The organism is Longimonas haloalkaliphila (assembly GCF_055379825.1).
In genome coordinates this window covers 2472251-2499050 of sequence record NZ_AP043948.1, presented here as the reverse complement: position 1 = coordinate 2499050, position 26800 = coordinate 2472251, and the positions used below count along the sequence as shown (strand labels likewise).

The 26800-nt window shown below is 59.7% G+C and carries 16 protein-coding genes and 1 tRNA gene; 12 read left to right on the top strand and 5 right to left on the bottom strand.

Annotated features, from left to right (window positions below; genetic code table 11):
* Nucleotides 1-26 precede the first annotated feature (26 nt).
* Nucleotides 27-5327, top strand: a complete 5301-nt coding sequence (locus ACZ48V_RS09695; protein WP_464538611.1) for a translocation/assembly module TamB domain-containing protein — start codon at nucleotides 27-29, stop codon at nucleotides 5325-5327.
* Between the two features lie 641 nt (nucleotides 5328-5968).
* On the opposite strand, the gene ACZ48V_RS09690 is transcribed toward ACZ48V_RS09695, so the two are convergent.
* Entirely contained in the window at nucleotides 5969-6277 is a 309-nt protein-coding gene (locus tag ACZ48V_RS09690) for a hypothetical protein (protein WP_464538609.1), read from the bottom strand.
* Nucleotides 6278-6834: 557 nt separating this feature from the next.
* Between ACZ48V_RS09690 and ACZ48V_RS09685 the strand changes: the two genes are divergently transcribed.
* From ACZ48V_RS09685 to hemF, 5 genes are all read left to right on the top strand, one after another.
* Complete coding sequence (locus ACZ48V_RS09685; protein WP_464538607.1) at nucleotides 6835-7809, top strand: ring-cleaving dioxygenase; 975 nt, start codon at nucleotides 6835-6837, stop codon at nucleotides 7807-7809.
* Between the two features lie 68 nt (nucleotides 7810-7877).
* Nucleotides 7878-9377, top strand: coding sequence for a sodium-dependent transporter (locus ACZ48V_RS09680; RefSeq protein WP_464538605.1), 1500 nt, complete (start codon nucleotides 7878-7880; stop codon nucleotides 9375-9377).
* A 199-nt stretch (nucleotides 9378-9576) separates the two neighbouring features.
* The gene (locus ACZ48V_RS09675; protein ID WP_464538603.1) at nucleotides 9577-10227 is read left to right on the top strand and encodes a redoxin domain-containing protein; all 651 of its coding nucleotides are present in this window, start codon (nucleotides 9577-9579) and stop codon (nucleotides 10225-10227) included.
* A 119-nt stretch (nucleotides 10228-10346) separates the two neighbouring features.
* A tRNA-Lys gene (locus tag ACZ48V_RS09670) sits at nucleotides 10347-10422 on the top strand.
* A 285-nt stretch (nucleotides 10423-10707) separates the two neighbouring features.
* A complete protein-coding gene (gene hemF / locus ACZ48V_RS09665; protein ID WP_464538601.1) occupies nucleotides 10708-11697 on the top strand; it encodes an oxygen-dependent coproporphyrinogen oxidase in 990 nt (329 codons plus the stop codon).
* 6 nt (nucleotides 11698-11703) lie between these two features.
* Here the strand turns inward: hemF and ACZ48V_RS09660 are convergent, their stop codons facing one another.
* On the bottom strand, nucleotides 11704-12189 hold the full coding sequence (locus tag ACZ48V_RS09660) for a hypothetical protein (protein ID WP_464538600.1): 486 nt from the start codon (nucleotides 12187-12189) through the stop codon (nucleotides 11704-11706).
* Nucleotides 12190-12465: 276 nt separating this feature from the next.
* Here ACZ48V_RS09660 and ACZ48V_RS09655 point away from each other — a divergent pair, with 276 nt between their 5' ends.
* From ACZ48V_RS09655 to ACZ48V_RS09645, 3 genes are all read left to right on the top strand, one after another.
* The gene (locus ACZ48V_RS09655) at nucleotides 12466-14097 is read left to right on the top strand and encodes a sodium:solute symporter family protein (RefSeq protein ID WP_464538598.1); all 1632 of its coding nucleotides are present in this window, start codon (nucleotides 12466-12468) and stop codon (nucleotides 14095-14097) included.
* Nucleotides 14098-14297: 200 nt separating this feature from the next.
* Complete coding sequence (hemH, locus tag ACZ48V_RS09650; RefSeq protein WP_464538596.1) at nucleotides 14298-15623, top strand: ferrochelatase; 1326 nt, start codon at nucleotides 14298-14300, stop codon at nucleotides 15621-15623.
* 42 nt (nucleotides 15624-15665) lie between these two features.
* The gene (locus tag ACZ48V_RS09645) at nucleotides 15666-16220 is read left to right on the top strand and encodes a methyltransferase domain-containing protein (protein WP_464538595.1); all 555 of its coding nucleotides are present in this window, start codon (nucleotides 15666-15668) and stop codon (nucleotides 16218-16220) included.
* A gap of 479 nt (nucleotides 16221-16699) precedes the next feature.
* On the opposite strand, the gene ACZ48V_RS09640 is transcribed toward ACZ48V_RS09645, so the two are convergent.
* Nucleotides 16700-17056, bottom strand: a complete 357-nt coding sequence (locus ACZ48V_RS09640) for a hypothetical protein (protein WP_464538593.1) — start codon at nucleotides 17054-17056, stop codon at nucleotides 16700-16702.
* Between the two features lie 39 nt (nucleotides 17057-17095).
* Nucleotides 17096-18301 (bottom strand): pyridoxal phosphate-dependent aminotransferase, encoded by a 1206-nt coding sequence (locus ACZ48V_RS09635; RefSeq protein ID WP_464538591.1) that lies wholly within the window; start codon nucleotides 18299-18301, stop codon nucleotides 17096-17098.
* A gap of 380 nt (nucleotides 18302-18681) precedes the next feature.
* Between ACZ48V_RS09635 and ACZ48V_RS09630 the strand changes: the two genes are divergently transcribed.
* Nucleotides 18682-20175: an aldehyde dehydrogenase family protein gene (locus ACZ48V_RS09630; protein WP_464538589.1), complete on the top strand. Its 1494-nt coding sequence runs from the start codon at nucleotides 18682-18684 to the stop codon at nucleotides 20173-20175.
* Between the two features lie 512 nt (nucleotides 20176-20687).
* Here the strand turns inward: ACZ48V_RS09630 and scpA are convergent.
* On the bottom strand, nucleotides 20688-22829 hold the full coding sequence (gene scpA / locus ACZ48V_RS09625) for a methylmalonyl-CoA mutase (RefSeq protein WP_464538587.1): 2142 nt from the start codon (nucleotides 22827-22829) through the stop codon (nucleotides 20688-20690).
* Nucleotides 22830-23162: 333 nt separating this feature from the next.
* Between scpA and ACZ48V_RS09620 the strand changes: the two genes are divergently transcribed.
* The gene (locus ACZ48V_RS09620) at nucleotides 23163-23882 is read left to right on the top strand and encodes a fumarylacetoacetate hydrolase family protein (RefSeq protein WP_464538585.1); all 720 of its coding nucleotides are present in this window, start codon (nucleotides 23163-23165) and stop codon (nucleotides 23880-23882) included.
* Nucleotides 23883-24011: 129 nt separating this feature from the next.
* Complete coding sequence (locus tag ACZ48V_RS09615) at nucleotides 24012-26408, top strand: LemA family protein (RefSeq protein WP_464538583.1); 2397 nt, start codon at nucleotides 24012-24014, stop codon at nucleotides 26406-26408.
* Nucleotides 26409-26800: the final 392 nt, after the last annotated feature.

Sequence of the window (26800 nt, the reverse complement as noted above, 5' to 3'; positions counted from 1 at the left end):
CACCGACAGACCCGACCGCACACGCCGTGACCCAATCCAACGCTTCGTCATCGTCAACGCCAAGCGCTGCGCCGCAGTCCAGGCTGCGTACCATCGGGCGCCGCGCCGCGCAGGGACTCGGCGGGGTCGTGGCTCTTGTGCTGCTGCTTGGACTGGGTCTGTTGCTGTTCCTGCAGACCGAGTCTGGCGCCACCCGCGTCGCACAGTGGGCTCTCGACCGCTTCAACCCGGTCGAAGAAACCACGATCACGATCGACCGGGCGTCCGGGTCGTGGCTGGGTGGACTTACGCTCTACGGAGTGGTATTTGAGCGGGATGCGGAGCCGGTGCGCCCCGATGAACATCCCGATGCGATCCCCGATACGCTGCGTACCCATCGGCAAGGGCCCACTTTTGGCGTGGCCGCCCCGCGCGATCAACAGCTGGTCGCTGTGGATACAGTCTCCGTGTCATACCGGCTCACGGCCCTGCTTGGGGGCACGTTGCACCTTACCAATGCCCACCTTGGGGGGCCTGCCGTATACGTGACCCAGGCCCCCGACGCAACCTGGAACTGGGATGCCGTGCTCGCGCAGTTCGCCGCCGACCCTGATGACGAGCCGACCGACCTGCGCATCCAGATAGACCGTGCCGAGGTGTCGCGCGGCTATGCCGAAATCGCGTTCTGGGGCAGCGAGGCCGACTCAACTGCCTTCATTGATCCGCTCACGCTGCGCCTGAGCGATGTCTACATCGGCGAGACAACCCAGGCTACGCTCGACACGCTCCACGTGCGTGGCGAACTGCCCGACGACAGCGCCATGCCCCTCACGCTTGCAGCCAGTGCCACCCTCAGCCCCGACATGCTGACCGTGAACACGCTGCAGCTGGATGCTCCTCGCAGCCGCCTGCGGAGCTACGGCACCCTGCAGTTTGCCGCAGCCCCCTCAGCGGATAAAGCCCCTCCGACAAACGATGCAGGGGCATCGACAGATGCGCCGTCAGGTGCGCTCGATGAGGCAGCATTCGCTATCCATGCCGACTCAATTGCGATCGCCGACATCGCCCCGTTCGTGCCTGCTCTGGCGCCAGCAATCGACGAAGTGCACCGGTTTACGCTGGCCCTCACGCAGCGTGCAGGGCACTGGCAGGCCGAGGGGAACGGACAGGTCAACGATGCTGGTACGTGGCGCCTCAACGCGGAAGCTACCCTCCCGGATGCTGACACCACGCGCCTCCACTACCGGGCCGCCCTCGACATCGACCAGTACGTGACCCGCCTTACCGGAACGCCTACCCGTGTAAATGCCTCGCTTGATGCCGACTTGAGTGGTACCACCCTTCAAACCCTTAGCGGCACCACCCGGCTTTCCGTTCGCGATACACGCTTTGAAACGCTGACGATCGAGACCCTCGACCTGTTGGCTACTACAACCAGCGGAACGGTTGACCTGGAGAGCCAGGGGCGCATCAACGCCACCGAAGTGCAGCTCAGTGGCACCACGACACCGTTCGAGGAGGTACCCGCCTACGACCTGACGGCCCGTGCCGCCGGACTCGACCTGGCCGAGTGGCTTCCTGATACTGAACTAACATCGGCGCTCAATCTCGACCTGACGCTGACCGGTAGCGGAATCGATCTGGCTACCGCCGACCTCTCGACCACGCTTACCCTGCGGCCCTCTACGATAAATGGATTTCCCATTGATGCGCTTACTGCCACCACAACCCTGCAGCGCGAAACCGTACAGTCCGATTTGCAGGTGAGCCTGCCGGGCGGACGCGTCGAAGGGCGCGGACGGGCGGCCCTCGACGAAACGGAGACATTTGCGCTCGAAGCACTGCGCACTACCGACTTCCACCTGAACGCTTTCCTCGATGCGCTCCAGGTCGCTCCCGACCTGCCCGATACACGCATCAGCGGGCGCATATCCGCTGAAGGACAGGGCTTTGACCCGCAGGAAACCGCGCTTTCAGGAAACGCTGAGGTTAGTCGCCTAACGCACGGGCTGGTGCAGATGGATGTGCTACAGGCCGCGCTGTCGTTCGAGTCAGGTGCGCTGCAGGCCGACATAGGTGCTGAAGGCAATATTGGACGTGTACAGACGCAGATGGGAATAGAACCTTTTGCGGAGACGTTCACCTTAGAGCTACGCGATGGACGTCTCAACAACGTAAACATCGGTCCGCTGCTGCAAGACGAAAGCCAGGAGAGCGACCTCAATGGTACGTTCAGTGCGCGCGCAACGCTGGCAGAAGATCGTCCTATGGAAGCGCGACTCCAGACCGACCTGGCCCAGTCGCGCCTCAACGAGCAGGCTATTGAGGCGCTGAGCCTGATCGTGAGTCTTGATAATGATGAGCGGCTCACCTTCGACACGACCCTGCGCGTTCCCGGTGGAGAAACACGCCTGGCGGGTACAGCCCGCCCGTTCGACGAGCGTCCGTCGGTCAACGTAACGGAGGGCACGATTCGCGCGCTCAATGTGGGCGCACTGGCCGGCATTCCCAATCTCGATACCGACTTGAATGGCACGCTCGACTTTCGTGGAGCGGGGCAGTCGCTTGACGTACTCTCGTTTGACGGGCGGCTGGCGCTGTCTGATTCGCGCATCAACGAGGCCAGGCTCAACGAAAGTCAACTTACGCTGCAGGCGGATCAGGGGCAGGTCGAGAGCGACATGCGCGCTCAGTTCGACGTAGGCGAAGCACAGGCGACGCTCAATGCCTCGCTCCCCGACTCCTCGTACACGCTTACCGCCCGCGCGACTCAGTTCGATGGAGCAGCGCTGACCGGGCAGGATACGCTGCAGGCCGATCTGGGGGCGCTGGAGTTTGCCATTGAGGGGAGGGGGTGGACCGCCGAAACGGCATCGTTTACGGCAACGCTCGATGCCGCTGCTGCAGGGTACGGTCCGCTTCTGCTGGAGTCGGCTATGCTGCGATCGTCGTACGACGCCGGACGTGTGCGCATCGATACGCTCAGCGTCAACTCGAATGTGTTTACGGCGACTGCAGGAGGCACCGCTTCGTTCTTAGGCGAGGATGCCGAGGCGAACATCGTGCTCAACGCGAATCTTGTGTCGTTAGAGCCGCTCGAAACGTTCACGCCCCTGCAGACGCTTGCTGCGGACACCGGCTCGCTAACCGGGCGCCTGCGTGGGGAAGCCGGACAGCTGCGTTTCAACGGGCGCCTCAATCTGGAGAACCTGGTTGCCGATGATGCGCGCGTCACCAACTCTGAAGTCATCCTGGCAGGGGCCTTGGCAGAAGACCGCAGCATCGACCGCGTGGAAGGACGCACGCGCCTGCAGTTCGTAGAGTGGACTACGCTTGCGGCCGACGAAGTACGGGCCAACGGTACGTATAGCGCAGCCGAGGGGGCGTCGCTATCCACCAACATACAAGCGAGTGCCGATCAGCGAGCCCGCCTCGACCTGTCCGTTCCATCGTTCGACGAACCCTTCCGGGCCTCGCTCACACGCATGGACCTGGATCTCGGCTCCGACGCGTGGCGACTGCTCCAGCCGGTTTCCATTGCACAAGAGGAGACCGCGATCCGCATCCGCAACTTCCTGCTGATGGCTTCAGACCAGCAGATAGCTGTGGATGGCCGCATCGACCCCGAGGGCGATCAAAGCCTGGTCGCTACGCTCGAAAACGTGAATGCTGGTCCCTTTGCAGAGCTGATGCAGATTGAGGGGCTCGGAGGCCGTGCAAACGCAACGATCGACCTCTCTGGACCCGCCGACGCCCCCATCATAACCATGGGACTTGATACCGACGTTTGCAGTGAAGGGCGTGAGGTGGGAACGCTCAACACAGAGCTGCGCTACGCCGATCTCGCGCTCCACCTTAACGCCAACCTTGAACATGCCGATGGGAGCACACTGACACTCAGTGGCGACTTTCCGATCGACTTGCGCCTTCGTGCCCCCGAACCGGCAGACGTAATGAGCACGCCGGTTGATTTGCAGTTGGACGCCGACGCCTTTGCCGTTGGGTGGATTGATCCCTTTCTGGATCCGGATGTGATGCAAGACCTGAGTGGACGTCTCGACGCTGCGGTCCAGATTGGCGGCACACGTACCGATCCGAATCTGCAGGGGGATGCAACCCTGAGCGCCCTGAGCATTGTGCTTACCGACCTGAACAACCGGTTTACAGAGGGGCGTGCCGTGCTCCGCCTTGAAGATGATCGCATCGAGATTACCGAGTCGTCGATTCGTTCGCCCCGCCGCGGACGCATGTCGGCTACTGGATCGATCGAGCTGGCCGAACTGGGCCTGGGCGAGATGGACTTGCAAATCCGGGCCGATGAGTTCCAGGCGATCAACACGCGCCCGTATCGGCGAGGCACCATTAACGGCGACATGGTGCTTACAGGCACCACCGAGCGTCCACGGCTCACCGGTACCGTGCAGGTCGTGCGTGCCGACATTTTCTTTGATGAGCTGGACGACGCGGCTGCTGCGGATCTTGAAGCCGTCTCGTTGACCGACGAAGACCGCTCTGTACTGGAACGCCGGTTTGGCATCCGCCTGGCCGATGCTGATACAACGGTGTATGACACGTACCAGGCTATGGCGATCGACATGGAGGTGGAGATCCGGCGCGAAACGTGGCTCCGGTCGCGATCGGGGCTTGGCCTGAACATCCAGTTCAATGGAGACCTCGACCTGCGCAAAGAGCATGACGAGGATGTGGAGGTCTTTGGGACGATCGATATTGTGCCGGAGCGCAGCACTGTTGAGCAGTTCGGACAGCTCTTTCGGGTCGATGAGGGTACGCTCACCTTTAACGGACCGGCCGACGATCCGCAGATGTCGTTCACGGCGGTCTACGAGCAGCGAGCGCGCGAAACAAGGGACACAGAGGTGACGATCACGTTGAATGCTGACGGACGCCTGGGAGACCTCGAGATTGGCTTCAGCTCGGAGCCTCCCATGTCAACGTCTAACATTCTGTCCTATCTCGCCACAGGACGTCCGGCCGACAGCTTTCTGGGAGGAGGAGGGGGGGCTGGCAGCGGAGGCGATCTTGCCGCACAGCTGGCGATCGGGCAGGCCTCAAACTTTGTAGAGAACCTTGCTGCAACCCAGTTGGGACTTGACGTGGTGCGCTTGCAGGTGCGTCCTAACGGAATATCGTACCTGACGTTGGGACGTTACATTACGCCGCGTTTCTATGCATCCATAGAGCAGCCGATCGACACGGGCAGCAGCCAGACAGAGGTGCTGGAGCCCGATCTGCTGCTGGAGTACGAACTCACCAACACGTTTATGGCGCGTCTGCTGCGTAGACAGTCAAGCCTGCGGCTTAACTTCCTGTACGAGCGGGCGTATTGATGGGCATACCGGGCACTGGCCTCAGGCCCTCCGTTTAGGTGCTGATTCGTAGGCGAGAACAAGCAGAAGAGCAGACCGCCTTGCGTGAATGGCTGTGCGTTGCTGAAGGTATCTTCATGGCATCGCAGATGCGACTGGTTTACCACTTTTGGAGATCCAGTTCCACGTGCCTCCCCCGAATCTACTGGGCTGTGGGATGAGTCTTTAAACACCAGGCAAAAGCATAAAACAGAACGAGGGAGACGTGGATACGTCCCCCTCATTGTTGGAAATGTTAAATAGGTCTACAAACGAATCTTCGAGTCTGTCACTGCGAGGCGCGTCAGCGACGCGTCGGTCCCAGGCCCCTCGCGATGACAAGGGGTAAACGTATTTTCGCTGACTTATCTTAATTGGCGGAACCGCTGTATTTCGTTCTTAGCAGACAACCGGTACCGTACTAATTTTAAGAGCCTGTTTGGGTTTTGGTTTGTAGGCGAGAGCGAGCGCCGCTGAAGCGAAAATTGGACCCCGATGGCGGTTCGTAGCCGGGGCTACGGGCCGATATCGGGGGCAATTTGCACCAGGGGCATGCCCTTCGGCCCCAGTCCAGCGCCGCCGCTCGGAGCCCAAATTAAGAAATCAAAACAGGTTCTAAGGTGCTAATTTAAGATAGCCTCGCAGCGGCGATAGGTTGACGTTCCCTGGGGCGTGTGTAAGCGTACGACCGACTGCGCTTTGGGCACCCCTGCTTCGTATGTTTCTGTGGGGGCAAGCGAGATGGGGGCGCCTCGGTGCTCGGCCAGCATGAGCCAGGTGCCTGAGTGCACGTCAATGGATGTCGTTTCGTAGACGATCTGGCACTGTGCAGGCATCCGAGCCGAACGCGTACGATACCGGTAGTACGACCATCCCACCAGTCCGAGAGGGAGAAGCCAGCAGATGCCGAGAAGCAGGAGTGAGGCAGCCATGAGTGGTATCAATTGATGCAAAAATGTGGATGTAAACGTGCGCCTCTCTATATCTCAAAGATGATACCAGGGAATCTTTGGCGCACAAGAAGTTTGCTTTTGGCGCATGCTGGTGCATATATGTGCGGTAAAGAGGCAATACACAGGTCAAAAACCCGATTTAAAATGGTAAGTTGTTCGAGCTGACGTCTTAAAAAGGTACAAAAAGAAACGATATGTAACGGAAGGAAAGGAGGTGTACCTCTTATGCCCATGTCATGGAATGGCGACACAGGGCCGGGCCAATTCTACGATGGATGCCATCGCCTGTAAGCGGACTGACGACTGCCTGGTGCTGCTCCAGTCCTGAATTCAGCCTTGAATGATCGGGGTAATCGAGCATTTCCTCTCTATCGAGACCATTTCATGCGCTGCGGATGCGTTCTGTACGTGTCTTGCAGACGGTCCGCAACCGCAGGAAAGATCCAATTTGGAATGCAGGGGCGCTCGCCTTACCTTAGAGGTACTGCTACTCATAGCAGGTCGATAGCTGCCCCGAATTCAACGATATAGCGCGTATGCCCCCTGTTGTATCTCCTGTAACCGGTATCCACCACGTTACGGCCTATGCGAGCAACCCACAGCTCACCATCGATTTCTACCGCGATGTGCTCGGGCTGCGGCTCGTAAAGCAAACGGTCCTCTTCAACAACCCCTCAGAAGCATTTCGGGGGCCGACCATGTACCATTTCTACTTCGCCGACGGACAAGGCACGCCGGGCACCGTCATGACGCTGAAGCCCCACCAGAGCATTCAGCGTGGACAGGTGGGGCGGGGGCAGGCTACAGCCACGTCGTTCACGGTGCCCACCGGCTCGATGCTCTACTGGCAGGAGCGTCTTGAGGCGTACGGCATACGCACCTACCCGCTCACCGAGCGCTTCGGAGAGCCGGTGCTTCGCCTGCAAGACCCTGACGGACAGCCCCTGGAGCTCATCGCGAGCACTTCCGACATTGAGCCGTGGACGGGAGGCGACGTGCCACACGAGCATGGCATTCGTGGATTCCACAGTGTGACACTGCACCCCAACAATGCCCGCGAAGCCATGACGGCACTGCGCACGCTGGGCTACGAAGAGGAAGACACCGAGCCTACGCCGCAAGATGGCGACTGGACGCGCTTTACCGTGCCCACTGCCAGGCATGCATGCCACGTGGACGTATACAACGAGCCCAATATGCACGAGGGGCGATGGGGATACGGTACCGTGCACCACGTGGCTTTTCGAGCGCAAGACGATGCCCACCAGGAAAAAATCCGCGAAGCGCTTCTGGCAGCCGGATATGGACCAACAACTATGAAAGACCGCAACTACTTCCATTCGATCTACTTCCGCACCCCCAGTGGCATTAACATCGAGATTGCGACCGATCCGCCCGGCTTTCTGCACGATGAGCCGGAGGACGCGCTGGGCGAGCAGTTGCAGCTACCTCCGTTCTTGAGACCACGTCGCGCTGAGGTTGAAGCTCAGTTGGCCGACGTTACGCTGTAGCACTCCCTACGAGCCTCTTGGGAGGCTCTCCCGCTGTTAATGCTCCCTCACGGATTTCTCGCTGGTGTATGTCCTCTTCATCAACAGATCGCTTCTCAACGCGCTGGGCCCTCATTCTAAGCGTGCTCGGTATTGCCGTAGGCACCGGTAACATATGGCGCTTCCCACGGATTGCCGCAGAAACCAGCGGGGAAACCGGGGCGGGGGCCTTCCTCGTGGCCTGGATTCTCTTCCTGTTTATGTGGAGCATCCCCCTGATCATTGCTGAGTATGCGATGGGGCGTAAGGGTCGTATGGGGATCGTGGGGTCTTACGCAAAGGTAGCCGGGCGCCACCGCGGATGGATGGGCGGGTTTATCGGGGTGGTAACAACGGCGATCATGTTCTATTACGCAGTGGTGGCGGGGTGGTGCTTATTCTATTTCTGGCAGATGCTCGCCCATCCGCTTCCGCTCTCAAACGAAGCCGCCCAGGAAGGGTGGGAGGCCTTCCAGGCAGGAGGCACGCCTGTGTTCTTTCATGCAATCGCTGTAGGCGTTGGAGCACTCGCCGTGTGGAAGGGCGTATCCTCCATTGAGCGCGTCAATCGTGTTCTCATCCCCACGCTACTCGGGGTGTTACTGCTGGCCCTGGCCCGTACCTTTACGCTACCAGGAGCGTGGGAGGGCATCGCCTTTCTATTTACCCCTGAGTGGGCACTGCTGGGCAACCCGGAGCTCTGGCTGCAGGCCCTCACGCAGAATGCGTGGGATACGGGCGCCGGGTGGGGACTCATTCTTACGTATGGGGCATACATGCAGGCCAAGCACGGGGTTGTCTCCAACGCGTTTATTACGGGGATTGGCAACAACATCGTGTCACTCATCGCGGCCATCATCATTTTCGGGACGGTCTTTGCCGTGCTGGGTACGACCATGTCGCAGAGCGAAGTGCTTAACGTGATGCAGACAAGCGGTCCGGCCGGTACCGGGCTTACCTTTATCTGGATGCCGCAGCTTTTCGAGCAGATGGCATTCGGTCGCCCGCTTGCCATGCTCTTCTTCCTCGGCCTCTCGTTTGCCGCGCTCAGCTCGCTCATCTCGATGATTGAGCTGGCCACGCGCTCCTTCGTTGATGCGGGTGTGACACGCGCCACTGCTGTGAGCTGGGTGGCCGGGCTTGGCTTCGTGTTGGGCATCCCCTCAGCGGTAAGCCTCGACATCTTCGCGAATCAGGATTTCGTATGGGGCGTGGGGCTTCTCATTTCAGGCGCGTTGATTGCCCTGGCTGTGCTTACGTACGGGCCGCGTGCCTTCCGGACTGAAACCATGGGCCACGGCGGCGAGCGCAATCCAGGAGCGGCCTGGGACGTGCTCATTACGTACTTTGTGCCGCTTCAGGCCGTCGTTGTGCTGGGCTGGTGGATCTACCAGTCGATCTTCGTGTTTGCCCCCGATACGTGGTTTAACCCACTCGATCCCTTCAGCATCATGACCTGTCTGGTGCAGTGGACGCTGGCAGCGGTGGTGCTCTGGGCGCTCAATGACCAGTATGTAAACCGCATGTTCGCTCGCGAGTCGTCTCTCTAAGGCGCTGCATCGCTTTTTGGCTTCCTGTTACGTTTGTAGTACATATTTTGCAATACACATGAGATGAGAAAGAACGCGTGTATCGGACGCAAGTGCTGTACGCTACCGAGTGCTTCGTTGTCTGGCACGATACATGCCTTTCAGAGGCGTCCACAGCCACGCTTCATTTGGCTCCCCCTCATTAGCAATCGAGGATGATATGCGACACGTTACACAGGCCGTTAGGAAGGCGGTGCTCGGACTCGTGGCGGTTGTTCTGCTTACAGTAGCTACGACAGGGGCCGTGCACGCTCAGCCTACAGCGAATCCATTGCGCATTGGCGCAACACTACCGAGTCTGGACGCGGGGCTCTACGACGTGCAGGCTGAATCCCGAACAGCGCTCAGCAATGTGCTGGGCTCGCGCGCCACGGTGTTCATCTTCTGGAGCAACGAGTGTCCATGGGTCGATCGCTACGAAGGCCGTGCTCAGGCACTTCACGAGCAGTTTTCGGGGCAGGGTATCCGTTTTGTGCTGGTGAATGCCAACGATGCAGATGCGTTTGCACAAGAAGGGCGTTCTGCAAGCGCCGAACGGGCCCGGTCGCAGGGGTACGGGGGGATGCGCTACCTGCGCGATGACACTGCGGCGCTGGCAACGGCGCTGGGGGCGATACGCACCCCGCACGTTTTTGTCTTTGATGCGAACCGTACACTGGCCTATCAGGGCGCCATCGACGACAGCCCAGGCAGTGCCGACGACATCACCAACCGGTACCTGCACAACGCGCTTGATGCGCTGGCAGCAGGCGCATCGGTGTCTGAGTCTGAAACAAAAGCTTTTGGCTGTATGATCAAACTGCCGCGATAGCGAGGTCGGTTGTGCAGGTGACCTTTGCAGAGTCCAGATGCTCGTAACCGATTCGACACGTCCTGCCGTGCACCTGGATCATTTAAGGACCGGGGCTGTTGTTTCGCATGCTTATACAGAGGCCCGTAGCTCAACTGGTAGAGCAACAGACTCTTAATCTGTGGGTTGGGGGTTCGAGACCCTCCGGGCCTACCACGCCCCCCAGCACTATAGCGCGTAACGACGCCCCGCATCGCCGACTGGCGGTTCGGGGTGTTTTACATTACAGCCATTATCACGGTCATTACGGCATCGTGCACGGTGATGAATGGGGCCACCGCGAGCTGCCTGAACGCGATGTGCGTTCGTTGCGCACCCTGCTATCGCGTATCTGGAAGCGGACCCGGAGGCTGCTGAATGCCTTCGTGGACCGTGCCGTACCGTGTGCACGAGGACCGACGTTTCGCATCCCTCTGAATGTATTTCTGCATGTAGCTGATTATGAGCGATTCGAAAGAGCGCACCGAGCGCCTGCGCGATGAGCCGCGCACCGATATCTCGATGGCCCACCGGATGAAACGGTTTGTGGAAGCGCTGCAACTGCGCATCACGAAACGGCTTGAGAGCTACGAGCCCGATACGCAGTTTCGAGTCGACGAGTGGGAGCGTCCGGGCGGTGGCGGCGGGCGCACGGCGGTGATTGAGGGCGGAGACGTCTTCGAGAAGGGCGGTGTGAACACCTCGGCGGTGCATGGCGAACTGCCCGCGCGCATGGCGAGGGCGCTGGAGGTAGAGCAAGCGCCCTTTTTTGCGACGGGGCTGTCGCTGGTTGTGCATCCGCGCTCGCCGTATGTGCCCACGGTGCATGCGAACTTTCGCTACTTTGCGCTGGGCGACGACCTGCTGGATCCGGATGATCAGTGGTTTGGGGGCGGGGCCGACCTGACGCCGTACTATCCAACCCTACAGGATGCGCAGCACTTCCACCGGGTGTGGAAAGATGTGTGCGACGATCATGATGCCGTTGCGGACTACGAGTCGTTTAAGCAGCAGTGCGACGAGTATTTCTACCTGTCGCATCGGAAAGAGGCGCGTGGCATTGGGGGGATCTTCTACGATTACCTGCGCGGAGAGCCGGAGCGCACCTTCCACTTCAGTCGCGACGCCGGGCGGGCCTTTTTGCGGTCATACCTGCCCATTCTGGAGCGCCATAAGGATCGCTCATATGGTGAGCGGGAGCGGCACTACCAGACGCATCGGCGTGGGCGCTACGTCGAGTTCAACCTGCTGTTTGATCGCGGCACGAAGTTCGGCATTGAAACGGACGGGCGTACCGAGAGCATCCTGATGAGCTTGCCGCCGGAGGTGAATTGGAGCTACGACTGGTCGCCCGAGCCGGACACGCCTGAGACCCGTGCGCAATGGTTCTTCACCGCCCGCGACTGGCTCTCGATGGAAGAAGCGGATGCGCCGAACGTAGTTGAAGCCTGACCGCTTTCATTCAACGGTTAGCATGAACGGATTGGAGTAGACGTTTCGGGAATCGCCACTTACGCCTACGGTCCATGCCATTCGGTAGGTGCCCTCGACCGTGCCGGGTACCCAATCGTCAACAGAGACCTGAAGCTCGAAAGCACCCCGATAGGTGCTTCTGGGCATCACTTCCTGGTCGGGGCACTTGATGAGAATATAGGCTTGCTGATAGGCATCGGTCCACGTGCCGTCGTTCTTAAACTGCAGCTCGGGCGGTGGAAAGGCGCCATCCCCGCATTTCTGGAACGTAACCGACTGCAGCGATGCGTTCGCGAGAGCGTATGAGAGCGAGCCCTGCACCTGGTTTGAGTCGATCGCAACGGTGTAGGTATCTTGTTCTGTCTGCAGGGAAACAGACTCGTCGTTACTACCGAAGAGGTCGCATCCGGCCAACAGAACGAGACCGAGGAGGCTTCCTGTGAGCCCCGGTGTGAGCAGGCGATGCAGCATAGTTGCGGGATAGCTAATCTTGAATACGAATCCATTACGCACTGGAAAGTGTACCGCTTTTGCACCACAGATCCAAGTATATTTGGAAATAAGTTGAAGCGGAAGGGCCCTGTATGTTATTTCTCCAGTGGGGTGCCAAGCGCGTGTGTAAAGGCTGTAACCTCTTGTGGAAATGGTTGATGGACGGGTAGACATCAGCTACACTGCGTTGTTCACAAAAAACGGGCTACCCCACCAGTCCGCTACCCGCCACTCTCTATTCTGGCTTCCCCACCTATGACCGCAACCGCTATATACTGGATCTTCGTTGGCGCATTTTTGCTCAGTATGGTCGGCATCGGCCTGTATCAACTGCGCGGGCTGCGCGCTGTGGCAGACGAAAACGAACGAGCGTTTGACTTCTGGATCGGGGAGGGCAGTGTACCCGGCTGGTGGATGGCGGCCTCGCTCGCAGCGGGGTGGCTCTTGCTCGGATGGATGACCTGGCAGATGTATCTGTGGTACACCTATGGCGTGGGCGCTATCTGGATCTTTACCATTCCGTGGATTCTGTGCACGATTGGGCTGGTATTCGTGCCCAAACTATTTCGGCGCTTTCCTGGGGTGTCGATCCCCGAGATTCTCCGTTTTCGTTTCGACCGGACCACCCAGACGCTGCTGGGGCCGGTGCAGAGCTTTGCGTACTTGACGTGGCTGGCCGCCGAAATTTATGTGCTCAGTGCAGTGCTCTCGCAGCCGCTGCAGGTCGACATTCTCACTATGGCAATCATTGTGAGCATTACGTTCGGGGCCTACGTGTCGCTGGGCGGATTTCGGTCGGTACTGCGCACAGACCTCATTCAGTTTGCCTGTGCCGCGCTCATGCTGGTTACACTGACGGTGTTTGGGCTGATCGAGGCGTCGAAGATTGCCGGCGGATTCGGGGATATTGTAGCGACAATCAACGAGAACCCGCCGCTCTATGCCGACAGCTTCTGGCACTGGGATTCGCCGGGCTACTCGTACATGGCACTGGCTATTCTGATCTACACGCCGGGCTTCATCACGCTACAGGGGGCCTGGCAGCGTGTTATGGCCAGCCGCGACGAGAAAGAGGCTGCTAAGGGCGTCTGGTGGAACGTCGCGTTTAACATCATCATCGTGGTCATCATGCCCACGCTCATCGCCATAGCCGCACTCGTGATCTTCCCGCCGGTTGGGGGCGAAGTGCCGGAAGCTGTTGGCGACTTTGGCTACTTCATCTTCTCGTCGATGATCACCGAGCTCTTTCAGAACCCGATTGTGGTAGGGCTCCTCATCGTGTCGCTCATGGGCATGGCGCTCTCCTCGGTAGACACGTACGTGAACGTGTGCGCAATGAACCTGACGAAAGATGTGCTGGAGCCGCTCGTCTTTGAGCGCTTCGACGTCAGCGGCACGGTGCGTCTGAATATCGGCCGCGTCGTAACTGCCGGATTCATCGGACTGGCGCTGCTCTGGGCCTTTGAGTTTCCGGGACTCTTCGACATGTACTTCCTGTCGAGTGCGCTCCTGACGTCGACGACGGCGGTGGTGGTGGCCAGTGTGGCATCGAAGAAAACAACAACGCTGTCGGCCTACCTTGCGATTATTCTGGGTACGGTAGGGACCTTCGTGTTTTACGCGCTGGGCGCCTACGACATGCTTGGGTGGATGCCCACGTGGCTCACGGATTCGGGGCTTGCATACGGAGCCGTAGCGCTGGTGCTTGCGATCGGAGGCGTCTTCGCTGGCATCCAGTTTGGCACGCCGCCGTCCGAGCATGTGCTCGCACGCTACGAGGGCGACTACTACGCCGGGCGTGAAGAGATGTATGCCCTCAACCGTAAGATGAAGCATGAAGAAGCCAACGGACGGGCACAATCTGAAACTACCAAAGAGGCGTCTTGAACAGATCTCCTGAACAGCCTGCTGAGAGGGCCGGCTTCCTCTGCATGATGCGGGCCATGCATCCCCATACATTTTCGTAACAGCCCCGAGCATTGATTAGGAGAAAGTTCAATGCCCCACTGGAACTGAACTGCTCAAATTAGCGCATAAACACTACGCCGTATCAGACTTCCCCGCTCACGTATAGACACCGCTAATCTATGACCCCCCGCGAATTTCTGAGTGTCTACGAATATGATAAGCGTATTATTCGGGGCACCTACTTTCCGTCGCAGCCTCTGGATATTGAAAAAGGCGACACCGTCGGTGTTGTGCTAATGAATCTGGGCGGCCCAGACACGCTCGAAGACGTAGAGCCGTTTCTCTACAATCTGTTCATGGATCCGGCGATTATCGATATCCCGCTGATTGGGCAGACGTTCATCCGGGACTGGCTCTGTAAGTTCATTGCGTCGCGCCGCTCAAAGTTTGTGCGCGAAGACTATGAGATGATCGGAGGCGGGTCGCCGATTAACCGGCTTACACGTGAGCAGTCGAAAGCGCTGAGCGACCACCTCAATCGCCACTACGGGCAGGCCGCTGATGTCGATTTCAAGACGTATATCGCGATGCGGTACTGGAAGCCGTTCAGCGAAGACGCTGTGCGTGAGATGAAGGAAGATGGCGTCGACAAAGTGGTACTGCTCCCGTTGTATCCGCACTACTCGAAGACGACCACCGGTTCGTCGCTTGTGCTCTGGAAAGCGCTTGAAGAGGAGGGCGAGCTTCCGGAATACCCCACAACGACGGTCTTTGAGTATGCCACCAACCCCAAGTACATTCGGGCTCTCTCTGAGCGGATCGACGAAGGGCTGCAGCGCTTCACACCTGAGGAGCGCGAGGAAGTACACCTGCTGTTTAGCGCGCACGGCACGCCGCTCCGCGAAATGAAGGAGCGCCGCGACCCGTACTGCTGCCTGGTGCACTCGACTGTGAACCAGCTGATGAAGTACCGGGAGCATGATTATCCCTTCCACACTGCCTTTCAGAGCAAGGTCGGGCCCGCGAAATGGCTCACTCCAGCTACCCCCGACAAGCTTGAAGAGCTTGCTGAAGAGCACGATGTGAAAAACGTGCTGGTGATTCCCGTTGCGTTTGTGACGGACCACGTTGAAACGAGCTTTGAGCTTGACATCGAGGTGCGCGAGGAGGCCGAGGAGTTTGGCATCGAGCGTTATGAAGTAACCTCGGGACTCAACAGCCATCCGCTCTTTATTGAGGCGCTGGCCGAGTCGACAATGGCGCAGCTGAACTATCCCATCGACGTAAATACGCTGCGCCATGGAGGCGACGGCGCTCCAACCGGGCAGTACCCGCTGCAGCCCCTTGATGAGTTGCCCCGGTACCCGCAGGAAGAGCGCGATATCCGCTGCCCGAACTGTGAGTGCATCACGGAAGCGCGCTGCTGGACCGACGACATGCAGGCGGCCGTCGGCAGTGTCGAGCCCGCCCAAGACGAAACTGAGACTCCGGCGAGCGACGCATAGAACACGCGCTTCACAGGCTGCTACTTTCTGCTTTCTGGACGTATGACCTGTCGCGACTATGTGCTGCGCACGCTGGCGTCTGTGCCGGTAAACCGCTATGTGCTTGTGCTCGGATGCGAAGCAGGGGACTACACTGCGCCTCTGCTTCGACTCGGGTTTCCGGTACATGCTTGCCACGTGGATCCTGAGGCGATCACGGATACGCGTACTGCAATTGCGCCGCTGATGAAAGACCCGGCGGAGGCTACTGAGTGCGTGCAGCGCTGCACGCTGGCACTTGACGAATACCCCGACTCGGTCTTCGACTGGGTCGTTGCACCGCGTCTTGACCGCGTCTATCCGTCGTCTGAAGTCGATACGGCGTTTGATGCAGTGCAGCGAATCGTTAAACCCGGCGGATGGGCTGTACTCGGGTATGCCCCTGAGCCCGTGCCGGCTGGGGGCGAGGACGGTGCAATGGGGTGGCCCGCTACGCCCGAGGCGCTCATCGGGCGCTGCCAGCAGCACAGCCTGGTCGAAGCAGGCTCGCCCGAAACAGATACGCAATACGACGATCATCTCTACGGACTTTTCCGACGGGCGCGTCCCGCCACGTAGTTAAGGTTCTCTTGACTACTGGGTTGGCTAAGTAGGTCCACGAAAGAATCTTCGAGTCTGTCGCTGCGGGGAGCGTCAGCGACGCACCATTCTTGTCCCTCATAAGCAGGATAAGTCGCGTCTACCTGGCGCATGAGATCGCATCCCAGGAGTACTCGGGCTCCGCCCAGCGCCGCGTCGGTCGCAGGCTTCTTCCTCGCGGTGACAGCGTGTAAACGTATTTTCGCCGACTTAACTTAACGGCATGTGCAGGTTTCTTTTTTCCTTTGCTGATGGCCTTGTGGCAGAATACGCAGTCCTGACATCCCCCAGTCCCTCACGCTGTTCGGGGTTTCCCCTTCGCGAAGGGGGAAATGTCGCGTAGCCACAAAGGGGGATGTGCGCCCCAAAAGGATAATGGAAAACTTGCACACCGCGTTACTTAGTTGCTGGCGTGCGATGGTACCACTATTACCTGATGCATGCCACCAGACTGCGCTTTATGATGGGTCTATCCACATAAGCCATCCGTCGTGGAGTGCTCGTGCGAAGACCGCTCCAAGCGCGCCCGAGAGCGCACCAATGCCAGCGGGCAGCACGGCAAGTACAAGCGCCGGTACGCCGCCAGTAGCCTCGCTTAGAAACGACAGCAGTGCCAGGGTGGGGGCGTCGTATACAAGTAGCGTGTACAGTACGAGCCCGCCCCACCCGAGAGCAACACCTACAGCGCCGATGAGCACGTGCCGTGAGGCCATGGCGGCCGCGCATCCCGCAAGCACCGTAGCAGGCCAGCCTACAAGCAGGTGAAGTCCGACCGAGAGGGCAGCTACCACAGCGATGTAGAAAACCGTTCGCATAGTACAGCAGGACGTGAGCAGGAAAAGGAGCGCAACCGATCAGCTATTCTGATGCTTCGCGGCGAAGCGCTGAATGCGCACGACAGCCTCTTTGATGTCGTCGAGTCCGGTAGCGTAGGAGCAGCGGACATATCCCGCACCGCTCGGGCCAAACGCATCGCCGGGCACGCACGCGACGTGTTCCTCTTCGAGGAGACCCTGCACAAACGCTTCAGAGCTGAGTCCGGTCGATCGGACGTCCGGGAAACAGTAGAAAGCGCCTTCGGGCTCAAAGGTAGGGAGGCCGGCCTCGTTGAGCCCATCGACCAGTACGCGGCGGCGTTCGTCGTACGCCTGGCGCATCTCCTCGACCTCGTCCTGGCACTCAGTGATGGCGGCGTGTGCGGCGATCTGCGACACGGTCGGCGCACTCATGATCATGTACTGATGCACCTTGTAGAGGCCGCGCAGCAGGGGAGCAGGAGCGCAGGCATAGCCGATGCGCCAGCCCGTCATGGCATATCCTTTAGAGAATCCTCCGAGCAAGATCGTGCGCTCACGCAGCCCGTCGATAGAAGGGACGCAGACGTGTCCGCGTTCGTGGGCCTCGCCGTAGACCAGGCGGTCGTAGATCTCGTCAGAGATGACGAGCAGGTCGTGCTGCTGCACCAGTGCGGCAATGTCTTCAAGCGTATCGCGCCGGAGCACGGCCCCTGTCGGGTTGTTGGGATAGCCCAGGAAAAGCGCCTTGGTATCGGGCGTAATGTAGGATTCGAGCGTTTCAGCGGTCACCTGAAAGTTGTTCTCGACGCTCGTGGGCACGTGTACCACGTTCGCATCTGCAAACCGCGCGGTGGGGGCATATGACACGAAGCAGGGCTCGGGAATGAGGATCTCATCGCCAGGATCGAGCACCGAGAGCATGGTGAGCTGCATGGCTTCGCTGACCCCCACGGTTGTCAGAATCTCGTCTTCTACGTCGTACGAGACGCCGTAGCGACTGGAGAGATCATCGGCGATAGCCTGGCGCAGATCAGTCCGCCCAGCGTTGGCCGTGTAGCTGGTTTTTCCGGCATTGAGCGCATCAACGCCGGCCTGCACGGCAGGTTGCGGCGTAACGAAGTCGGGCTCGCCGATGCCGAGCGAGATCACGTCATCCATCGTCGCTGCGATCTCGAAGAAGCGCCGAATGCCACTTGGTGGGGTAGAGCGGACGCGCTCAGAGAGGTACGCTTCCAGATCGGCAGCAACGGTAACATCAGACATACAACATCAGGGGAGTCGAGTGAGCAGAACCAGGATCATGTGATGTACCGCTGCTACGGTAGGGAGATCCGGGCAGCTTGTACTGGGAGAGCGCTGGCGTGTCTGCCACCAAAGGAAAGCTGTTATGGCAAATAAAGGCCGACGCAGGCTATCCGCCGCATGTTATTCGATGCAACCATCTCCCCCTCGGTTGTCTGGCACGTAGCGGGCGCCTGGCGTGATGCGAAGCGCTCTCGGGCATCAGGCATCAACCCGGATCGACAAGAGCGCTTTTCGTGCATAATACGAACACCTCCGTTGAGAACGTACCAGGCATCCGCTATACTGAAAATACGCTTCGTATCCCTTTTGGTACATTTTTGGTATATTGTATTCCGCTTATGGCTGACCTCTTTAAGAACTACATCAATGGAACCTGGCAGGCGGCTACGCCCGGTACTACCTTCGCCAGCCGCAACCCGGCCTCATTCCAAGACGTAATCGGCCACTTCCCTGCATCGGGGCCCGCAGACGTTGACGATGCTGCTGCCGCGGCGCAAGACGCGTTTCCGGACTGGTCGAGCACGCCTGCTCCCGAACGTGGACGCATTCTGAAACGGGTCGGCGACCTGCTCCTGGAGCGGAAGAACGACCTCGCTGATGCCATGACCCGCGAGATGGGGAAGCCCCTCAGCGAAACCCGTGGCGATGTACAGGAGGCCATCGATACGGCCTACTATGCCGCCTCCGAAACGCGGCGCCTGTTCGGGCACACCGTTCCGAGCGAGCTGCCCGACAAGTTCAATATGACCATCCGCCGTCCGGTCGGTGTGTGTGGACTGATCACAGCCTGGAACTTTCCGATCGCGGTGCCTACCTGGAAGATCTTTCCGGCGCTTGCGGCTGGTAACACCATCGTGTTCAAGCCCAGCGAGGAGTCGCCGCACTGTGGCGCGCTGCTCGTTGAAGTGCTCGAAGACGCTGGTGTGCCTGCGGGGGTCATCAACCTTGTGCAAGGCGATGGCACGGTAGGGGGCGCCGTCGTTGAGCATCCCTCTGTTGATGCGGTCTCGTTCACCGGATCGACCGAGGTTGGAAAGAAAATCGGGGCGACCTGCGGACGCCTCAACAAGCCGCTCTCCCTCGAAATGGGAGGTAAGAATCCCATGATCGTTATGGCGGAGGCGGACCTCAACCTCGCGCTCGAAGGCGTGCTCTGGGGCGCATACGGCACGACCGGACAGCGCTGCACGGCCACCAGTCGCCTCATCGTGCATGAGGACGTGCACGACGAGCTGGTCGATCGCATCCAGGAAGCAGCCGAAGGGCTTACGCTCGGCGATGGACGCAAAGAAGGCGTTGATGTAGGGCCGCTCATCAACGAATCGGCGCTCAAGAAGGTACAGTCCTACATGGAGGTTGGCCAGGACGAGGGTGCCACGCTTGTCTTTGGTGGCACCGCGCCCGATAATCCCGATTTGCAAGATGGCTACTTCTTTCAGCCCACGCTCTTCACCGATGTAACGCCGAACATGCGGCTGGCCCAGGAAGAGATCTTCGGCCCTGTGCTTAGCGTGCTCACGGTATCGTCGTACGAGGAGGCTGTTGAGGTTGCCAATAATACCGACTACGGACTCTCCTCCAGCATTTACACCGAAAACGTACGCCATGCCTTCCGCGCTATGCACGATCTGGAAGCCGGTATCACGTATGTTAACGGTCCTACGATTGGCGCCGAAGCGCACATGCCCTTTGGCGGTGTGAAAGACACCGGCAACGGCCACCGCGACGGCGGCTGGGAGGTCTTTGATTTCTACACCGAAACCAAAACAGTCTACGTCGACTACTCTGGTCAGCTGCAGAAAGCGCAGATGGACAACGCTCCGGATGCGTAAAAACGGGCTTTGAGGCTGATGAGAGGGGTATTGCGTTCAGTCGAAAGAGGCTATATATTCTGTTCGAGTCTGACGTAAATCCCCCAAATCAGTAAATAGCACATGAAAGGCCCGTGCGTATGATACAGTTCGGCGCAGGAAACGCACCTGTAGGCGTTGGTGGATTGCAGCATCGACCCTTTCCAGACGCTCGCCGGTGCGCGGGATCCTGCGCCTGACCCTGTAGGCCCCAGCGCTGTGTATCGGCTTTTGAGAAGCGGGGCACGGAATACGGGATGTGCATTTCGGCGCTCCCCCCGGCACCCGTAATCTGTACAGCCGGAGCCGCTCCGCTCTGTTAGACCTGCACAAAAGAACATTGAGGGGTATATTGCCCCTTACCGGAGTGAGGATGGGAAGGAGCCTACGCTCCGCTCGAAGCCCTGAGCTTAAATCTTGACCCAGGCCCCCGTCCAGATGACATCATTTAACGAGGGGCGTTTTCTACTCGAAGTTTGACCTGTGACACGGCACTACACCGCGGCAGGGGCGCGCTGCTCCATGAGCACATCCAGAATCTGCAGGGCGGCCTCGGCGATGACGGTGCCCGGCCCGAAGATGCCCGCGACGCCCTGTTCGTAGAGAAAATCGTAGTCGGCATGGGGGATGACGCCGCCGACGATCACCAGAATGTCGTCGCGCCCGTAGTCGCGGAGCGCCTCGATGACCTGCGGCACGAGCGTCTTGTGTCCGCCCGCAAGACTCGACACACCCAGCACGTGCACATCGTTTTCGACGGCCTGGCGCGCCGCCTCTTCGGGCGTCTGGAAGAGCGGACCGATGTCCACGTCGAAGCCGAGATCTGCAAACGAGGTAGCAATGACCTTGGCCCCGCGGTCGTGTCCATCCTGGCCCATTTTGGCTACGAGGATGCGCGGGCGGCGCCCGGTGGCGTCGGCGAAGGCATCGGCGCGATTCTGTGCCTGCTGAAAGGCGTCGCTGGTCTGCGCCTCGGATGCGTACACACCGCTTACGGTCTGCGAGGTGGCGGTGTGGCGTCCGTAGACGTCTTCGAGCGCCTGCGAGATTTCGCCGAGGGTGGCGCGGGCGCGGGCGGCGTCTACCGCGCGGCCCAGCAGATTGCCCGCGCCCGTCTCCGCGGTATCGCGCAGCGCGTTGAGGGCGCTCCGCACCGCGGCATCGTCCCGCGTATCCCGAAGTTCCTGTAGCCGTTGCACTTGCTGCCGCCGCACGGCCTCGTTGTCGACCTCCAGCGTGTCGATCGGCTCCTCCGCATCCCGCTGAAACCGGTTGACGCCCACGACCACATCGCGTCCGGTGTCGATGCGTCCTTGCTTGCGAGCGGCGGCCTCTTCGATGCGCAGCTTCGGCAGGCCCTGCTCGATGGCCTGCGTCATGCCGCCCTCGTTCTCGACCTCCTGAATGAGCGCCCAGGCCCGCTCGGCCAGATCGGCAGTGAGGCGCTCCACGTAGTACGAGCCGCCCCACGGGTCAATGGCCCGCGTGATGTCGGTTTCTTCTTGCAGGTAAAGCTGTGTGTTGCGGGCGATGCGTGCAGCAAACGCGCTGGGCAGAGCAATGGCCTCGTCGAGCGCGTTGGTGTGCAGCGACTGTGTGCCGCCCAGCGCCGCAGCCAGCGCTTCGATGGTAGTGCGCATCACGTTGTTGAACGGATCCTGCTCGGCCAGGCTGTAGCCGGAGGTCTGGCAGTGCGTGCGAAGCGCCATTGACTTCTCGTTCTCCGGACCAAACTGCTGCACGAGCTGCGCCCACAGCAGGCGTCCGGCACGCATCTTGGCGATCTCCATGAAGTGGTTCATCCCAATCGCCCAGAAAAACGACACGCGCGGCGCAAACGCGTCGATGTCGAGTCCGGCGTTGAGCCCGGTGCGCAGGTATTCCAGTCCGTCAGCGAGCGTATAGGCGAGCTCCAGATCGGCGGGGGCCCCTGCCTCATGCATGTGGTATCCGCTCACCGAGATCGCGTTGAAGCGCGGCATCTCCTCAGCGCAATAGGCGAAGATATCGCCCACGATGTTCATAGACGGCTCGGGCGGGTAGATGTACGTATTCCGCACCATAAACTCCTTCAAGATGTCGTTCTGGATGGTGCCTGCCAGTTGCTCCGAATCCACGCCTTGCTCTTCGGCAGCCACAATGTAGAACGCCATCACGGGCAGCACCGCTCCGTTCATGGTCATGGAGACGGACATCTCATCCAGCGGGATGCCCTGAAACAGCACCTTCATGTCCTCGACGCTGTCAATCGCTACGCCCGCTTTGCCCACATCGCCACGCACGCGGTCGTGGTCGGAGTCGTAGCCGCGATGGGTGGCCAGGTCGAAGGCCACGCTGAGTCCTTTCTGGCCGGATGCGAGGGCCTTGCGGTAGAACTGGTTGGACTCCTCAGCCGTCGAGAAGCCCGCGTACTGGCGGATGGTCCACGGACGAAAGGTATACATGGAGGCGTAGGGGCCGCGCAAGTACGGCGGGATGCCTGCGGCATAGCCGAGATGGTCCGCATCCGCCAGGTCAGATTCCTTGTAGGCAGGCTGTACGTCAATCTGCTCGGGGGCCGTCCAGGGTTCAGGCGTATCTTCGGGAGCAGCAGGTTCGGGCGGCGTGTACGCACGCTGGGTAAAATCGGGGCGCATAGCAGGTTGGGTTGAGACAAGTGAGGCGTCCACTGGAATCGCTTCCTATACCGACAACCACGGCAAACGTGCCGGACCTGCGGATCCGTTTCTGTGCGAGGCATCGCCGGGCGTGCCGGAGATCCTTCGACTCCTGCCGACGGCATCCGCTCAAGGTGACGAGATGGAGGATCGTCTCCACCAATAAAAAGCGTTATGGTAAGCAGATGGCGACGCAGAAGGCAGATACCTGTCAGACCATTTTTCCAATGGACCGGACCGCTCGGCACATTGGCGGGTTCAGCACGTGTTGAAAATATGCGCTGTTCTCTTCATAAAAACCAGATAGCGATCATGCGTGTTGCCCGTCTGCTCACGCCCGGTGGCCCCGTATCGGGCCGGTACGATGACGGAACGCTCACTACCGATCACGGCACATATGAAGTGGGGCGCGACGGACGCCTCCTTCCGCCGTGTACGCCGTCGGCGCTCTACTGTGTGGGGCGCAACTATGCGGCTACGCTCGACCAGATGGACTACGAGCGCCCCGACGCGCCCGACTTCTTCATTAAGCCGCCGGTGAGTGCCATTGCGCACGAACAGCCGATTCCGTATCCAGCGTGGACGGGCCAGCTCACGTATGCGGGCGAACTGGTGGCGGTCATCGACGTACGGTGCCGGAACGTGGCGCCTCGCGAGGTGCCGGAGGTGGTGCGCGGCTACACGATCATGAACGATGTGGATGCGCTCGACCAACCCGGGCGCACTGCCCGCAAGGCGTTCACCGGATCGGCCCCGCTGGGTCCGTGGATCGAAACCGACCTGGCCCCGACCGCGCTGTCGATGCACACGTACGTAAACGACGAAAAACGCCAGGAAGCGAGCACCGACCTGATGCTGTTCGATCCGTTTGAGATCGTCGCGTTTCTGTCGGAGCGTTTTACCCTGCAGCCGGGTGATGCGATTGCGTTCGGCAGCCCCGCCAACCCGGGCGACATTGAGCCAGGCGACACGGTGGCGATCACATATGAGGGCGTCGGGACGCTGCGGAATACGGTAGCGGCCTCGATCTGACGGAGAACACCGCAGACGATGTCCGCATCGCGTTTGCGAATGCGCATCAAAAGAGGTACAGAAGAAAGGAAAGTAGGCTATCTCATGCGCCTGGATGCACGTTCGATCTAACTCAATTTTGCTACATTCATGTCGTACATGCTTCCGGGAGGTGTCCTCCTGCTCATCGCTCTGTTAACAGGGGCGATTGGAAAAACATCGCTCTGGCACAGCCCGCGTCCGAGATCCGTTTATGTAGCGCTTGCTGCAGGGGGACTGGGGCTGGGCCTGATTGGCTTTGGGTTGAGCACATGGAGTTTTGACGCGATCGAAGAAATTCGGCAGGTGGAGCGGACGCCGCGCACCAGTGTGGCTTCGGTGATCACCGGCGAGGTGAATCTTCGAGGAGCCGTTATTGCAGGAAATGAACTCCACGCATCCCCAGAAACCAATACGCCCAGCGTGTACTACCGGCATGTTATTGAGCGGCGCAGCGACGACAGCTGGACGGTCGTGCGCTCAACGTCGCGAGCAGCCAGTTTTGTGCTGGAGGATGCGACAGGCCAGATTCCGGTTCAGGTACGCAATGCCGAAATTAACGCTCCGATGCGCCATCGACATCAATCCGGCAACCGGCGGTACACCGAGTACCGTATCGAGCCGGGCGATACCGTCTTCATGTTCGGGTACGCCCAGCAGCACGACACAGGATACACGGTAGGATTTGAACGGGAGGGAGCGTACCGTCCGCTGATCTCCACGGGCACGGCGCTCCAGTTTCGCCACGGGCGGGCCGTGAGCAGCAGTCTGCTGGTGCTGGCAGGGACAACGGCATTTCTCTTTGGAGCCTTCGCGTTCTTTATGTTCATCAGGGTGCACAACGCCGCGGCGTACATGATCGGGGTTACAACCGTGATGGTTACGGTGCTCTGCGTACAGGGCGTTCTGATGCTGCACAACGACCTGACCCGTGCACATGAAGCAACGACTCGGGTGCTGGCCGAGGGCGAGCGCGCCATTCTCGCGATCTTACACCGCCACGAGATACCAGCCGCCCGGCTGTCCGATGTAGGATCGATGCAGGAACCCCGGTATGAAGCCCTGTCGGAGGCGGAGCGCCAGCGCATCATGGGGGTGCGCGTGCGGATGGCACAGACGGCTGCGCGCACGGCCAGGCACCACAGCCGCATCCCCGAGCGCTTCATTGCGCGTGCTTCAAACGTTCCTGTACCGCCAGCGATAGCCCTGCCGTCTGACGAGGAGGACCGCTTCGCGGAAGGCGTGGAGGCGGCCCCGGTGCGCTTCACTGGAATGTATGCGTTCCTGATGCTAATTATAGGCGGTGGGGGACTGTTTTTCGGCACCGCACGGGGATTCAAGCAGGTGGCCCGCAAGCGAAGAATCGAGAACATACCCACGTCGCCTGTGGGGGGAGCGGTGTACGGACTCGTTGAGCTGCAGGGCCGGGCTGTTTCCGTTGGGTGGCAAGCGCCGCTCAAAGGGCCCCGGTCGGGGGCTGACTGCCTGCACTACACTCTGAAAGTGGAAAAGTACAATGCAAGCGACAATAAGTGGGTCACTGTGCGAACGAACCGCCGTCAGATCGACTTTGGCTGTGTAGATGATACCGGGACTATGCTCATCGCATCGGAAGGGGCCGAGTTCTCCTGTCGCCGAACGATGACGGAGGTAGATTCGACCGGCAGCGATAAGTTTCGGTTTACTGAGTCGTCGATCCAGTTCGGAGACGATGTGTACGTCATGGGGATGGCGCAGGTTAACCCGGAAACACACGATACGCTATTCATCGGTGCCGCTGACGACACGCCCTTCATCGTAAGTGGCCTATCGGCAGATGAGCTTAAGACGAAAGCCGTTGTCAAGGGATTCTCTTCTCTCAATATCGGCATCGTAACTGCGATGGCGACGGGCATCGGACTCGCCGGGCTGCTGATGGCGGTTGGGCCGGCCTTGTACGCGACCATGGCCGGGCTGTCGGCCAGCTATCTGTTTCTGATGCTTGGCCTCATGTACTACAACGACCTGGTGTTCTTGCGGCAGCGCGCAGAGCGCAACACCGCCAACATTGACGTGGCGTTGCAGAAGCGATATGATCTGATCGGAAACCTAACATCAGCGGTGGAGCGTGCACTCGGCCACGAACAGACGCTGCAAGAGATGGTTGCCCGTGTGCGGCAGCTTCACGAGACAGACGGCGGCGCGGATGTCCAGCAAACAGAGCTACAGGCTGGGGATGCGGCACGTCAGCAGCTTCGCATCGCAGTGGAGAGCACCCCCGATCTTCGGGCCCATGAGTCGGTTCGTGCTCTTATGGAGGCGCTGGAAGCGGTCGAGAACGACATCTCGTTTATGCGCACCGGCTACAACGACACGGCTGAACGCTACAACATGCGCATTCGGCACTTTCCGGAGGTTCTGATTGCGCTCCCGTTTGGATTTCAGTCGTTGCCGTTTATTGCAGAAGAAGCGCGGTGGTCTGCTCCTCACGAAGCGGTGGCGGCTACGCAGAAGCTGCAGCAGGAGTAGTGCTGCGTCGATTCGTATTGTGACGTTCATCCTGAAACCATCTAGCTGAGCCTGTCACGGTGAGTGCAGCGTAGAGCCGGGAGTCGACCCATCTTCTCGGCGTTTAGCGAAAGCCGTTCGGAACGGCACAGCCCCATACGCATTTCGGTTCGACCCTGCGGGATCCTCATGTGGCGATATACATCTGCCCGGCAGGTACTCAATAGATATGTGGTTGGGCGACGTCTCCCCACAACACTGTACCAGAACCCGATGCTGCTGGAGGTAGATAAAAGAGGTAGATAAAAAGGGTGCTACAGCGTAGAAACCAAAGCCAATGAGTAGGTATCGATGTGGTGATATACGGTGGGTATCGACTGAACACCCGGCATCCTCCAGCACCGAAAGAATAC

What these genes read in the sequence shown, in the direction of transcription:
- ACZ48V_RS09685 (WP_464538607.1), top strand. Translation starts at nt 6,835, where the DNA reads ATGCCCCCTGTTGTATCTCCTGTAACCGGTATCCACCACGTTACGGCC.
- ACZ48V_RS09620 (WP_464538585.1), top strand. Translation starts at nt 23,163, where the DNA reads ATGCGTGTTGCCCGTCTGCTCACGCCCGGTGGCCCCGTATCGGGCCGG.
- ACZ48V_RS09630 (WP_464538589.1), top strand. Translation starts at nt 18,682, where the DNA reads ATGGCTGACCTCTTTAAGAACTACATCAATGGAACCTGGCAGGCGGCT.
- ACZ48V_RS09690 (WP_464538609.1), bottom strand. Translation starts at nt 6,277, where the DNA reads ATGGCTGCCTCACTCCTGCTTCTCGGCATCTGCTGGCTTCTCCCTCTC.
- hemH (WP_464538596.1), top strand. Translation starts at nt 14,298, where the DNA reads ATGACCCCCCGCGAATTTCTGAGTGTCTACGAATATGATAAGCGTATT.
- scpA (WP_464538587.1), bottom strand. Translation starts at nt 22,829, where the DNA reads ATGCGCCCCGATTTTACCCAGCGTGCGTACACGCCGCCCGAACCTGCT.
- ACZ48V_RS09655 (WP_464538598.1), top strand. Translation starts at nt 12,466, where the DNA reads ATGACCGCAACCGCTATATACTGGATCTTCGTTGGCGCATTTTTGCTC.
- ACZ48V_RS09640 (WP_464538593.1), bottom strand. Translation starts at nt 17,056, where the DNA reads ATGCGAACGGTTTTCTACATCGCTGTGGTAGCTGCCCTCTCGGTCGGA.
- ACZ48V_RS09660 (WP_464538600.1), bottom strand. Translation starts at nt 12,189, where the DNA reads ATGCTGCATCGCCTGCTCACACCGGGGCTCACAGGAAGCCTCCTCGGT.
- ACZ48V_RS09645 (WP_464538595.1), top strand. Translation starts at nt 15,666, where the DNA reads ATGACCTGTCGCGACTATGTGCTGCGCACGCTGGCGTCTGTGCCGGTA.
- ACZ48V_RS09635 (WP_464538591.1), bottom strand. Translation starts at nt 18,301, where the DNA reads ATGTCTGATGTTACCGTTGCTGCCGATCTGGAAGCGTACCTCTCTGAG.
- ACZ48V_RS09680 (WP_464538605.1), top strand. Translation starts at nt 7,878, where the DNA reads ATGTCCTCTTCATCAACAGATCGCTTCTCAACGCGCTGGGCCCTCATT.
- hemF (WP_464538601.1), top strand. Translation starts at nt 10,708, where the DNA reads ATGAGCGATTCGAAAGAGCGCACCGAGCGCCTGCGCGATGAGCCGCGC.
- ACZ48V_RS09675 (WP_464538603.1), top strand. Translation starts at nt 9,577, where the DNA reads ATGCGACACGTTACACAGGCCGTTAGGAAGGCGGTGCTCGGACTCGTG.
- ACZ48V_RS09615 (WP_464538583.1), top strand. Translation starts at nt 24,012, where the DNA reads ATGTCGTACATGCTTCCGGGAGGTGTCCTCCTGCTCATCGCTCTGTTA.